The organism is Staphylococcus americanisciuri (genome assembly GCF_024814435.1).
In the GTDB taxonomy this organism is placed as follows: domain Bacteria; phylum Bacillota; class Bacilli; order Staphylococcales; family Staphylococcaceae; genus Staphylococcus; species Staphylococcus americanisciuri.
The window spans coordinates 269,738-283,110 of the sequence record NZ_JANUXY010000001.1; the positions used below are offsets into that span (position 1 = coordinate 269,738).

A 13,373-nucleotide genomic window follows, 5' to 3' on the forward strand; every position below is an offset into this window, starting at 1 on the left:
ATGAATCACTCCTATTGTTGTATTGTCTGCATCATTTCGAATACAGGTAACATCATGACGAGATAAACGGACATAATTAATAAACCAATAACTGCAAACATAATAGGTTGAATTAATTTAATATGACGCTGAATGAATGATTGAATATGATCCATAATAAAATTACTGTAAACAATCAACTCAATGTCGAGTTTATCTCTTTTTTCACCTTGTTCAATATAGGTAATGAAATTTTGTTCAAAGCAATTTAAATTCATTAAGATATCAGAGAAGCGCTCCCCTTTTTGAATTTCGCTTTTTAAAGTTTCACCAATATAATTGAGAAAAAGGTTTTCGTCTTGTTGTAAATATATTTGAACAATGTCATTAAGTTTGATGCCATTTTTGAAAAAGAGTACAAACTGTTGAGACATTTGATATGTGATAAATAAACGAAAGTATCGTTTGAAGATGGGAATATGTGTAAGAATATAGATTTGTTTTTGCATAGGTTGCTTATTTAACCAACGTTGAAATAGATAAATGCTAAAAAGAGAAATAAGTGATGAAGTCAAAAATACAAGTGGAAAATTTGTGATAAATGCTTTTAAAAAAGTTTGCAAGAAAGACCCCTGTACATCCATAGTTGCATACATATGTTCAAATTCGGGAAGGACTGTTGCATTTAACGTCATAACAAGTAAAAGAAAAATAATGAGCAGAGTGATTGGATATTGTACAGCTTTAATGAATTGTAACTTCAATGCTTTATGTTTTTCGTAATAAGTATAACATTGCGTTAATGTAGCAGATAATTCGCTATATTTTTCGGCAAAGTATAACTGCATCAATATTGTTTGTGGATACCTCAATAATTTAAATATTTCATAGCAAGAAGCTCCCTTTTGTAAGGTCTCGGAAAATTTATCATTAAAGCGAGTATCAGTAATATTGAGTTGTTCATAAACGAATGTGATGGCCTCTAAGAACGTAAAGCCATGCTTTATTAATTGATTTGTCCGATCAATGATTAACAAATGATTCGCTTTAATACATGCAAGGGCCTTTCTACTTTTCATATTTTCGAACTGTTGCAGCATCAATCACGCCTTCTTTTTTTAATAAACTTAGTTTGTCCGCAAGTGTCGTAAATGTATCGGGCAATTGAAAATCATTGGACAAAAAATATTGAATATCATCATTGAGCATTGTTTCGTATACGAGTTGTCGTTGCTGGTTGGTTGTTGTAACGAGACGTTGATTGACGATTAAGTTGGTCGATTGCAATAAGTCTTGGTAAGAGATTCCCATTTCGATTAGCCTTAAGAGCACGCCTTGACAATCATTAGCATGAATCGTAGACAAGACAAGGTGACCGCTTAGGCTTGCTTGAATGACTTCGCGTGCAATCTTAGCATCTCGTATTTCACCGATTAAAATTACATCTGGATCGCAGCGTAATATGGCCTTTAACGACGCACTATAAGTAATATCAGCTTTTTCATTAACAGAAATTTGAGTTACACCATTCAATAATTGTTCCACGGGGTCTTCAATCGTGATAATATTAAGGTTTAGTTCTTGCTTGGCATACAGTACCATCTGATACATCAAAGTACTCTTACCAGCACCAGTAGGACCGCTAAATAAGATTAAACCTTGTTTTTTCTCCATCAGCTTAGAAATGTCTGCGGTACTCTTGAGTGAGATGTTTTGAAAATATTGTGGCGTAATTCGGATGACACAGCTTTCTGTTCCAAGGTTCAAAGGTAATGTAGATACACGTAAATAGTATAGGTCTTTGTAATGATAGATGTAACGACCACTCTGAGCTCTATGACGCGATGAAACGTCTAAGCCTGCTTGGAATTTTAGCAATGTCAATAAGCGCTGGTAAGTGTCTAAGTTTAATGTGTCATAACGTGTCAGTTGGTCCTTGATACGTAATTTCACCTCTACATGTTCAGGCGTTGGAATAAAATGAACGTCTGACGCGCTTTTGCATAAAGCATGTTGCAGCACAGTGTCCAGTAAAAACTGCATATAAATCACCTCTTACTCATATACACGCAAGAGGTGATGGAATTACTTGTTATGTGCAAAAAAAGTTCTATATCATTTTATGGTGAGATGACATGATAAACCATTCTGCCTTTTCAAATATGTAAAAAGCGCACAATCACTATGGACTGCGCGCTAAATGAAAACAGCTATGTCAACTTAACTGGAACGATAATAACAATAAAACTAGGTACGTATCGTTATCTTTTCGTCACAGAAGCTGAACAGCTAAATTAGGTTAAAAAAGGATTCATATATTCGTCTTCAACTGTTGTAGACGGACCATGACCGGGATATAGTGGTAATGTATCATCTAAGTCAAAAAGTTTGTCTTGAATTGAATCTATTAACGTCTCATAATCACCAAGGTATAAATCAGTACGTCCAATTCCGTTATTAAATAGTGTATCACCAACAATTGCGAAATCATCAAATACATAAGACAAGCTTCCTGGTGAATGACCAGGCGTATGCAATACTTTTATTTCGAATTTACCAAGTTGGAATGCACCTTCATTTAGGGTCTTAGGCTGTGCTTGGCTTGTAATGATTGGCAAACCATGTCCACTAAATTTAGCTGATCCATTTTTATGTGGATCGGTTAAAAAATCTACTTCTTCTGGATGTATATATACTGGTACGTTATATCGTGCCAGTATATCGTCAAGTGCTGCAATATGATCAAAATGGGCATGCGTTAATAAAATACCTATTAAAGTTTTATTAATTGACGTAATCTTATCTAAAATTCTATTCGCTTCACCGGCTGGATCCACAAGTAGTAATTCTGAGTCATTTTCAACAAAATAAGTATTTGTATCAACATAACCAAGCGTTAAATACGATAGCTTCATGATCATTCTCCTATCAAATGATTTGTTATTTCAAGTGTTTTTGTACAGATGCTAACTTATCATTCATTTCACGTTCTATATCACGTCGATCGTCAATACGGATGTTTGTGCATACGCGATCAAGTCCTTTGTTAAACGGTAATTCATGAATAGCTTGAATCACTTCAAACAAATCTTTTAAATCCCCTTCGATTAATGTATTCATAGGTGTAAGTTGATAATTGATTTTACCTTCTTGTTTAAAGCTTTCCAATTTCGTTTGAATTTCCGCAATATATTGACTGACGCTTGGTCCTTCTGTTCCTACTGGTATAACGACTACATCTACAATTGCCATTTGCTATCTACTCCTGTTCTATAATATAAGTTTTTATTAAGCCAGCCGCTCCAACAATACCTGCTTCGTTACCTAACAGGGCTAATACGATTTCTGTATTTTCTTGAGAGGGGGTAAAAGCGAACTGACTATAGGCTGTTTTGACATTTTCTAATAAAATGTGTCCGGCATCTGCCATACCGCCACCTAAAATAATGTATTTAGGGTTAGTTGTAACACTTAAAATACTGGCTAAATACCCTATATATTGTGCAATTTTTTCAACAATAAACAGGCTGAATATATCCCCTGATTTGGCTGCATCAAACACATCTTTTGCTGTGATTTCTTTGCTGCTAATCATTGGGCGTAACTGAGACTGTATCGTGAGCTTAGGATGATAGTGATATACAAGGTTTACCACACCAGTTGCTGAGGCGACTGTTTCAATACATCCAGCTTTACCGCAATTACAATCAAAGTGTTGTTCATGGTCTACTCGAATATGCCCTAATTCAGCACCAGATCCATTATGACCATGGACGATTTTCCCATTTGATATAATGCCACCGCCAACACCTGTACCTAAAGTGATGGCTACTACATCATTGGCATCTTGCCCTGCACCGAGATGTTTCTCGCCCAGGGCAGCTATATTTGCATCGTTATCAACAATGACTGGAAACTCGACCATCTCTTCCATTAGTGCCTTGACATTTACTTTGCTTTGCCAGTTTAGGTTTACCGCACCGTTTACCACACCCGCTTCAAAATCCACCGGTCCAGGTACGCCGATTCCCATACCGATGACATCCTCTAACTTATAATTTAACATGTCACATTCTGCGATGAAAGCATTGTAAACGCCTTTGAGTAATTGACGTCCAGTTGGATCTGACGTATCTGTTTTGATCGCCCAATTTTTGAGCCGCTTTAAGTTTTGATCAAAGATGCCCAATTTGCATGTTGTACCACCAATGTCAGCAGCAAATATTAAATTTTTAGTCATAAGCGGTTCAACCTTCTTTCATTCACAATATGGCGGGATTGTAGAAACTGATCTCTTGATATAAGTTGATGTTTAAATAGAGACATTAACTCTTGTTCAATCATTTCTAACATATCGGCTTTATCATCAAAATAAATAATAAAACCAAATTTTTTCAATAGTTGCTGTACATCATAAAATGTATTTAATCTTGTTTCCATTTTAAGCATCCAACTCTCGTTTTAAAATTTTAACATTTTCGTTTTGCGGTGCTAGTTTTGACGCTTTATTAATGAACTTTCGGGCACTTTTTTCGTCCCCCAGTGAACGATTTGTGATGGCCATAATATAGTTAAGTTGGACAGAATCTGGAAATATGCGTAGGCCTCGCTCCCATTCCGCTAATGCTTCTGCCTTGGAGTCTTGTGCAGCAGTAATCATACCTGATAAATAATATGTCATATCATCTGCATAATTATTGTCAATTGTTTGTTTGACCATATTCTTAGCTTCACTATAGTGATTGCTATTCATCTCATCCTGAATGATATGATTGTAAATATTTTCGTCGGGTGTCATAAATGTTTTAACTAATAACGAGACGATTAATACTATTGTTCCGGCCACTAACCAATAAAATCCTTTTCTGTACGTGTGATAGAAATGCGTGAGATAAACGATGATGATACCACCGATTAATCCACCTAAATGTGCTACGATATTAACATTGCGTACCAGTAAAGAAATAACGGCCATAAAAACAGCTGCTGCTAGTAATTGTAAGATCGTTTTCCGGTCATACAATTGGCTGATTGTTAACATTGCAATCAATGCACCTAACAGACCGAAAATAGCACCACTCGCTCCTACAGAAAAACTATTTGTAATAAAGGCAAGTGTTACTAGATTTCCCATTATACCGGTAAAAAAGTAAATGCCTATCGTTTTTAACGAACTTGTGTAGGATTCAATGAGCTTTCCAAAAATATAAAGCGACATCATATTTAAAATTAAATGCTCGATGTCTAAATGTAAAAACATTGAGGAGATTAAACGATACCATTCGCCATGAACGACATTGAAATGTGCAAGCGCGCCTAAATTAATAATCTCGATGTCTGAGCTGTGTGGTAAAAGCCACGTAATAATTATCCATATAAGAATATTGATTGAAATTAAGCTATAAGTGGCTGGCGTAAAATAATACATAGCATATTCAATCGGATTTTGATTTAAGACACGTTTTTTATACGTATGACTAGGTTTATTATCGTTAGTTAAAAGATGCCTTTTAGCGATGGGATTGGTCATTTTCTTAGTCAGCATTTGCATATTTTCAATCGCATAAAACTTAAGTTGTAAAGGTTCACGTTCGTTTAATGATACCGAATTAAAAGGTTTATCTGTGAAGAAATAGACATCATAGTGTGTAATCGTCATTTTTAAAAAATCATTAATATCATTTTGATGTTCTAAAATACGCTGTTTATCAAATGCGAGTGATTGTGATGTGTGTTCACCACTTTTAAATATTGCGATACGCTGTTTAGTTTTATTAGCTAGCCAGATTTCTTGCTTTTCTTTGTCATAATGAACACACCTGTAGCCATAGTAGCGCATCCATATATAACTCGCTTTCCAAATATCTTTTTTGTTTGTCATGTTATCCTCCATGTTTTGAAGTTTTTGCAATGATGAGTTTATCAACTGGATGGTCATGTGGTTCCACTGGGATATGCTTATTCAGCTGAAAGTCATAGATTAAACTGATTGTTCTTACATTGTATGTATTAAGATAGCGATCGAAATAGCCACCTCCGTAGCCAATGCGATACCCTTCATGGTTAAAAGCGACGCCAGGTACAATTACCAAATCTAATGCGTTAAGTGTTTGTGTATCCTCTGTTAGATAACGAATACCTTTTTCATCTAGCATAACTTTTGATAAGTCATCTAATTCTTGAAAATTCATAGACTTAGTAGTGTAATTCGTCACTGGTACATAAACTTGTTTGTTGTCACGTAACATTTGCTCAATAATTGGATCCGTTGTCACTTCATGCGACATGGATAAAAAAATACCGATATGATTTGCATTTTTATAGAAAGTGTGTGCAACTAATTGTTTTCGTAACCATTCATCAGCCCGTTCTTTGACATAAACATCCATTGTGCGCATGCGTTTCAAAGTTTGTTGTCGCAACTCTTTTTTTATCATAGTTCTAACCCCAATTCTATTTCTATTATAACGTGCCCAATTATATGTGTCATGAATATCGTAACATGTATATGATAAAAAAACCTATCAGCGTAAAACGAAAATCGTCTACACTGATAGGTAAAAAGATATTATTTTTTCTTAGTTGTATCTTTAGCAGTTCCTTTGATTTTGCCTTCAACTGTTTCAACAACACGACCTGAGATTGATCCTTTTTTCTCTGCCATAGTAATGACCATCCTTTCTATTTAATATTAGGACTGAGACATCATTAATTATGTGCTATGAATCTGGTAGATGTTTTTGTCCCAACCTCAAAACATATTATAAAACAAGCTAAATAATTTTTGAAGAAAAAGGTTATGGAATAGACTTTTATTTAACAAAAAGGCTATTCCCTCGATAATACGGGATTCTACATCGTCATTTGCTTTGGATAAGTGTTTCTATAAATGTTTCTGTCAAAGTTTAATGAATAACTAGAAAATATAATAAAAGACTAGAACACATTGATGCTCTAGCCCAAGATGACATTATTTTGTTTCACGGTGTAATGTTTGTTTGTTTTCACGTGCACAGAATTTTTTCATTTCGATACGTTCTGGGTTATTTCTTTTATTTTTAGTAGAGATATAATTACGGTCTCCACATTCTGTACATGCAAGCGTTACGTTTACGCGCATATTACCCCTCCTAATCTTTCTTCAAAATACGACTTTATTATCATATCATTTTCTTGTTAAATTGAAAAGTATTAATTTCATTTGATTCTGTAATCGGGTTATAGAATAAGAAAACGTGCAGCTATTATCTCATTTGACTGAGTTGCTACACGTTTAAACTGTCTAATACTAGTCGAAATAATAATTAATAATATCTCGCCCTAAATCACCACCGTTCAACCAAGGTTCTGGAACGGGTTGGTTTGTATAAACAATAGAGAAGGCTATTTTGGGATTATCTGCTGGTGCATAGCCAATATAGGTTGAGTTAACACGCGGTTCCCCATCTTGGAATACTTCAGCAGTCCCTGTTTTACCTGCAGAGCGTACTTTTGTTTTACTGAAGCTTTGGTAACCTGTACCTTGTGATTCATTGAATGCCATATCAAACCCTTGTTGAACTTGTTTTATTTGAGCGGGTGTGTTATTGACATGATTGAGTACTTTTCCTGTTATCTTATGTTTGACAGGTCCAATCTCATTATCGCGCGTTGCTTGACGAATCTCTTTACCAATATGTGGTTGTATACGATCTCCACCATTTGCAATCGTTGAAACATATTGTGCGAGTTGCAACGGTGTATAAGTATCATATTGACCAATTGCTAAGTCGAGATAGTTACCAGGGTTATCTTTTAAAGGTTCGATTTGACCTGTTACTTCGTTAGGCAGGTCAATCCCAGTCTTAACACCTAGTCCTACTTGGTTAAGCCCTTTACGTAACTTCTGTCCTGCGACTGTAATGTCTTCAGGTAGTGGCATACCTGGATAATATTCAATACCTGCAATTTTTAATGCTGTTTTAAACATATATACGTTAGATGAGTGCATTAATGCTTGCGTATCATCAATTTGACGACTTCCGTTTTTGTTGAAGTATGATCTCTTTGTTAAGCCACCTTGGAAAGTCAATGGTTCATCTACCATGACATCACCTGGTTTAATTGCATGATTTTGATAGCCTGCGAGTAAAGTTCCTCCTTTGACAGATGAACCAACAGCATATTGTGTTGTAAATGTACCGATATCAAAGTCGGTTAAGCTACCATCTCTATCAATTTGTTTACCAGCAAGTGCCAATATGTCACCATTATTTGGATCTTGCACAACAAGTAATGCAGAATCCATATTGACAGCACCTTCACTGCGCAATTTACTAATATGTTTTTCTAAGTATTCTTCAGCTTTTTGTTGTAGCTTCATGTCAATTGTGAGTACGAGATCATCGCCTCGAGATCCGTTGTTTACAACTTCTGAATCAATAATGGCGCCTGATTTGTCTGTTGTATAACGCATTTCTTTCTTCTTACCACGTAAAATACTTTCATATTGAAATTCAAGATAACCTTTACCAACACGGTCATTGCGTGAATATCCTTTAGATAAATAGTAATTCGTCAATTCTTTTGGCAAGCCCTCTTCTGGTGTTGAGACACTGCCCAAAATCCCTCTCAGTGAATTGCCATATGGATATTTACGATCCCAATCCATTGTGGTATTGACCCCGGGTAATTTAGAAAGCTGTTGTGATACGATCGCATACTCTTTATCAGAGACATTTTCATTTTTGATTGTTCTAGGACTGAGTGTACTACCTTGCATCATTTCTCGATAAATCGCTAATACTTGAAGATCATTTTTGCTTAATTTTTTAAGATCTTTCTCAGTAATCTTATCACGTAACTTTTGATCATAATCTTCTTGAGAAATATCTCCATTTTTGTATAACACGGCTTCCTTTTTCATACGCTTTTGAGCCTCATCTGGATGTGTAGTAATCCAAAAGTCTTTCTTGTCGCGCTCTGTTATTTTCTTTGTATCCATCTTGATGAGTTTTGCCAGACGTTTTGCAGTGTCTAATATTTCTTCTTGATTCGTCTTTTTGCCGCGGGTATACGTGATTGCTTTTTTAGAAGCATTGTCTACAATCACACGACCATTACGATCCAAGATGCGCCCCCTTGGTACAGATTCATTGACTGTAACATTCTCACTTTCGCGAATCATTTGACTATAATGTGAGCCTTGTGCAATTTGTAGATAGCCTAGCCTTAACACGATTGCAACAAAGGCAAATATAATTACGCCAAAGATAAAATTAATGCGCTGATTCATGCGAGTGCGCATTTTCTCATCATTCGTTTTTTCTTTTAAACGTTTTAACAACACAACCTACCTCTATTCGCACAGATTTCATAATAAAATGATATATGAAATTTGGCTATTTGGCTAATATTTTATTGAAAAACACCAAAGAAATTTCATCTATCATTACGAATAAATAAAATACTTTCTGGGATGACGAATTAAGCGTTGATGATTGGAAAGTTTAGGGGGTCAGCTGAGAAGCGCCATTCTTCAAGATCTGTCCCTGCTACAAATACAATGCGCATGATGATGTGTTTATCAGGTTAAAGACCGGATATAATGACTTAGAATTCAATGGTAATTATGAAATGAAAATCATATATCAATTTGTATTGTTGTAACATTTCACTGTTATATGTACAATTAAATTAGTAAATAACCAAATTAGTAAGTTAGGTGATATCATGCTAACAATCAAATTTGAAGACCAAACAAAATACATACAAGAAAATAAAGAAGTTGCTTTAAAAGTGACACAAGCCATTTTTAAAGATTTTGAACTTGGCAAAAGAAAATTTGATAAACCAAGAAAAAATCCTGATAAAGCTAGATTATTAGTTGAATTTGAAGAACGATTTAATTCTAGACGCAAAGAAACAATTAAATCTAATTAATCTCGATTTTAGTTTGACAGAAAACATGTATCGTGTCGCAGCAATTTTAACTCTGTTAATGGATAAATTAGATAATCATCCTCATAAAAGGAATAAGCCCATAGTTGTCGGAGGGCTATCTTTAGAATTTTATACCGATAGTAGTTATATAACTAGAGATATTGATTTTGTAACGTCTGCTAGTATTAGAATGAACTTTTATTAGAACTAGGATTTAACAAAGAGTCTAGAATATTCTTTCACGAACACACAGGAGTCGCAGTAGATATAGTTGATACGGCTTTAGAATTTAGTGAATCATATGAAAGATTACGAAAGATTGAATTAGAAGACCAATATTTTTACGTTATTAGTCCTGAAGATATTATTATAGATAGAATGTTAGATTTTCAATATGCGGATAATATTACTTACTGTGCGTATCTTATTTCAATGAACATGACAACATTATATTTAGATTATATACGACAAAATATTAAATGGGATAAAGACGCATTAAATGCGTTCAACAATTTAGTAAAAGAATTGAATAAATGATTATATTAAGAGGCTGAGACATAACTGCTCAGCTCCCTCAAAAACCTTGATTAGGTGTGTAAAACATTTAATCAAGGTTTTTTAAGGATATTGATTAAAAAAATAAAGCACTTCCCGTATAATTGTTAGTAACCACAAAAACAATAGATAGGAGTGCTTTATATATATTAAGAGTATAACATGTCTCAACTTACTTTGCTAATCGAAACAGAGTTTTCTTTCCCTGAAAATGATATAGCAGTCATTATAAACAAATTGTAAGCAGATTTATATTGTCGCAAGTACGCATTAACTGTAGACGGTTATAGACCAACAGATACTCCTGTGTTCCTCATTTTATTTTTGTAATATTGTCTACTGTGAATCAAATAGTCGACAAAGTCTTTTGCATCTTTTGGTGTCAGTTAAAAAGGGATTTACTCTACTTTCCAAATAATCTGCTAATACTTTAAATGCTTTTTCATACGAAGCAATAGTATTGATTGATAAGTTTTGTCTCTCCTTTTCTGCTATGGATTATTTCGTTAACCTTTTCAAACAATCTAAATCTACATATGTCTTGTTACGTCTTATTTTTTATTTTTCATATAAAAACACCTTTCCAATTATTGTAAAATAAATAGAAAGGTGTACTTTTGGCGTGTTTTTGTATATTCTTGAAGTTTCAATACTTAACATGTATTCATGACAAAGTTAGTTACGATTACATGTTATTAATTTCAAAGATAACAATATTATTTAGCTGATTGATATAATTCGTCTACTTTTTCCCAGTTGACAACATTCCAGAATGCATTGATGTAGTCTGGACGTTTATTTTGGTATTTAAGGTAGTATGCATGCTCCCATACATCAAGACCTAAAAGTGGTGTTTTACCATCAGTTACTGGGTTATCTTGGTTTGGTGTTGTTACAATTGCTAATTCGCCATTGTCTACAACTAACCATGCCCAACCAGAACCAAAACGTGCAGCTGCTTTGTCCGCAAATTCTTGTTTGAAGCTGTCTAAGCTACCCCATTTTTCAGTGATTTTTTCAACCACTTCACCTTTTTCTTCTGAGTTAGGTGTTAATAATTGCCAGAATAATGAGTGGTTTAAGTGTCCGCCCCCATTATTACGCACAGCAGTACGCTTATCTTCTGGTACGTCATTTAAGTTTGCAACAAGTTCTTCAACAGATTTATTTTCAAACTCAGTACCCTCAACAGCAGCATTTAACTTAGTAACATAAGTATTATGATGCTTTGTATGATGAATCTCCATTGTTTCTTTATCAAAGTGTGGTTCTAATGCGTCGTATGCATAAGGTAATTTTGGTAATTCGAATGCCATAATTAATCATCCTCCTAATTGTTGATTCCAATTACACTATAACAAGTCTTTCACAGGTGTTACAATCAATCTGCTTAAAAAAGGTGAATCTTTTACTCGGATTACTTACAATATTACACATTTCATATATTCATAAACATAAAAAGTCATGTAAAGGAATCATTGTTTTGAATATCGCCCTAACGATATTGTATAATGGATACAAACGTTGAAAAGATTAGCCTGAAAAAGTGCATTTTCAATTTATTAAATTGTTATAAAGGAGTTTCAAACATGTCTGAAATTACACATCGTAAAAATACACGACCTGTCAAAGTAGGTAATTTAACAATTGGTGGTTCTGATGAAGTTGTAATTCAAAGTATGACTACGACTAAAACCTATGATGTTGAAGCAACAGTGGCAGAGATTAAACGTCTTGAAGAAGCTGGTTGCCAAATAGTTCGTGTAGCATGTCCGAATGAAGAAGATGCACATGCCATTAAAGAGATAAAAGCAAAAATCAATATTCCACTTGTTGTAGATATTCATTTTAATTATAAATTAGCCTTAATCGCGATTGAAAATGGTGCTGATAAAATTCGTATTAATCCTGGTAATATTGGAAGACGTGAGAAAGTAGAGGCAGTTGTAGAAGCATGTAAAAAGAAAGGTATTCCAATTCGTATCGGTGTAAATGCAGGATCTCTTGAAAAACATATTCTTAAAAAATATGGCTACCCTACTGCAGACGGAATGGTTGAAAGTGCTTTACACCATATTAAAATTTTAGAAGATCTTGATTTCCATGACATTATCGTGTCTATGAAAGCAAGTGATGTGAATCTAGCAATTGAAGCATACACAAAAGCAGCAAAAGCATTCGATTATCCATTACACCTAGGTATTACTGAGAGTGGTACGCTCTTTAATGGTACTGTAAAATCATCTGCTGGATTGGGTGCAATATTAGCGCTAGGAATTGGTAATACTTGTAGAATTTCGCTATCTGCAGATCCTGTAGAGGAAGTCAAAGTTGCTAAATCGCTGTTAAAAGCATTTGGTCTTGCAAGTAACGCTGCAACATTAATTGCGTGCCCTACTTGTGGACGCATTGAAATTGATTTGATTTCAATTGCCAATGAAGTAGAAGACTATATTGAAAAACTACAAGTCCCTTTAAAAGTAGCTGTACTGGGTTGTGCGGTGAATGGCCCAGGTGAAGCGCGTGAAGCAGATATTGGTATCGCTGGTGCACGTGGTGAAGGCCTTTTATTTATGAAAGGTAAAACAGTGAGAAAAGTTCCTGAAGAAACAATGGTAGATGAATTAAAGATGGAAATAGATAAGTTAGCTGCAGAATGGGAAGTAAATCGTAGTACAACACAATCGTAATAAGTAAAGCCCTGTAGACGCAAAAGTAAAGTGTTTACAGGGCTTTTTTGTATTGATTCAACATAGTGATCAATTGGCGATGAAAGCTGGCTATAGACTTGATAGTAGGAATGATTTGATGCAAGGCAAAGATTATACATAAACATTCACACTGATATAGAGGAATATCAGAATCTAAAAAGGTGGAATGATTTAATCATACCATCCCACCATCAAGACAAAGGTCAA

General features: G+C 34.5%; 13 protein-coding genes. 2 read left to right on the forward strand and 11 right to left on the reverse strand.

Features of this window, described 5'->3' with window-relative positions:
- Positions 1-11 precede the first annotated feature (11 nt).
- The 10 genes from comGB to NXS11_RS01350 all read right to left on the reverse strand — a co-directional run bounded on the left by comGB (position 12) and on the right by NXS11_RS01350 (position 9,304).
- Complete coding sequence (gene comGB / locus NXS11_RS01305) at positions 12-1,058, reverse strand: competence type IV pilus assembly protein ComGB (protein WP_259197988.1); 1,047 nt, start codon at positions 1,056-1,058, stop codon at positions 12-14.
- Positions 1,048-2,022 (reverse strand): competence type IV pilus ATPase ComGA, encoded by a 975-nt coding sequence (gene comGA, locus NXS11_RS01310; protein ID WP_259197989.1) that lies wholly within the window; start codon positions 2,020-2,022, stop codon positions 1,048-1,050. Before comGA ends, comGB begins: the two co-directional genes overlap by 11 nt.
- A 251-nt stretch (positions 2,023-2,273) precedes the next feature.
- Positions 2,274-2,894 (reverse strand): MBL fold metallo-hydrolase, encoded by a 621-nt coding sequence (locus NXS11_RS01315; protein WP_259197990.1) that lies wholly within the window; start codon positions 2,892-2,894, stop codon positions 2,274-2,276.
- 25 nt (positions 2,895-2,919) lie between these two features.
- Entirely contained in the window at positions 2,920-3,231 is a 312-nt protein-coding gene (locus tag NXS11_RS01320) for an MTH1187 family thiamine-binding protein (protein WP_103357705.1), read from the reverse strand.
- A 7-nt stretch (positions 3,232-3,238) separates the two neighbouring features.
- On the reverse strand, positions 3,239-4,219 hold the full coding sequence (locus NXS11_RS01325; RefSeq protein ID WP_259197991.1) for an ROK family glucokinase: 981 nt from the start codon (positions 4,217-4,219) through the stop codon (positions 3,239-3,241).
- Complete coding sequence (locus NXS11_RS01330; RefSeq protein WP_259197992.1) at positions 4,216-4,419, reverse strand: YqgQ family protein; 204 nt, start codon at positions 4,417-4,419, stop codon at positions 4,216-4,218. Before NXS11_RS01330 ends, NXS11_RS01325 begins: the two co-directional genes overlap by 4 nt.
- 1 nt (position 4,420) lies before the next feature.
- On the reverse strand, positions 4,421-5,860 hold the full coding sequence (locus tag NXS11_RS01335) for a rhomboid family protein (RefSeq protein ID WP_259197993.1): 1,440 nt from the start codon (positions 5,858-5,860) through the stop codon (positions 4,421-4,423).
- 1 nt (position 5,861) lies between these two features.
- Complete coding sequence (locus NXS11_RS01340) at positions 5,862-6,416, reverse strand: 5-formyltetrahydrofolate cyclo-ligase (protein ID WP_259197994.1); 555 nt, start codon at positions 6,414-6,416, stop codon at positions 5,862-5,864.
- Between the two features lie 533 nt (positions 6,417-6,949).
- Positions 6,950-7,099 carry a 50S ribosomal protein L33 gene (gene rpmG, locus NXS11_RS01345; protein ID WP_044358954.1) on the reverse strand — a complete coding sequence of 50 codons (150 nt, stop codon included), beginning with the start codon at positions 7,097-7,099 and terminating at the stop codon, positions 6,950-6,952.
- Positions 7,100-7,267: 168 nt separating this feature from the next.
- Complete coding sequence (locus NXS11_RS01350; RefSeq protein WP_259197996.1) at positions 7,268-9,304, reverse strand: peptidoglycan D,D-transpeptidase FtsI family protein; 2,037 nt, start codon at positions 9,302-9,304, stop codon at positions 7,268-7,270.
- Positions 9,305-9,690: 386 nt separating this feature from the next.
- Here NXS11_RS01350 and NXS11_RS01355 point away from each other — a divergent pair, with 386 nt between their 5' ends.
- Positions 9,691-9,900 carry a hypothetical protein gene (locus NXS11_RS01355; RefSeq protein ID WP_259197997.1) on the forward strand — a complete coding sequence of 70 codons (210 nt, stop codon included), beginning with the start codon at positions 9,691-9,693 and terminating at the stop codon, positions 9,898-9,900.
- 1,271 nt (positions 9,901-11,171) lie between these two features.
- Here the strand turns inward: NXS11_RS01355 and NXS11_RS01360 are convergent.
- Complete coding sequence (locus NXS11_RS01360; RefSeq protein WP_259197998.1) at positions 11,172-11,771, reverse strand: superoxide dismutase; 600 nt, start codon at positions 11,769-11,771, stop codon at positions 11,172-11,174.
- Between the two features lie 273 nt (positions 11,772-12,044).
- Here NXS11_RS01360 and ispG point away from each other — a divergent pair, with 273 nt between their 5' ends.
- A complete protein-coding gene (ispG, locus tag NXS11_RS01365; protein WP_263009875.1) occupies positions 12,045-13,145 on the forward strand; it encodes a flavodoxin-dependent (E)-4-hydroxy-3-methylbut-2-enyl-diphosphate synthase in 1,101 nt (366 codons plus the stop codon).
- The last annotated feature ends 228 nt before the right edge of the window (positions 13,146-13,373 follow it).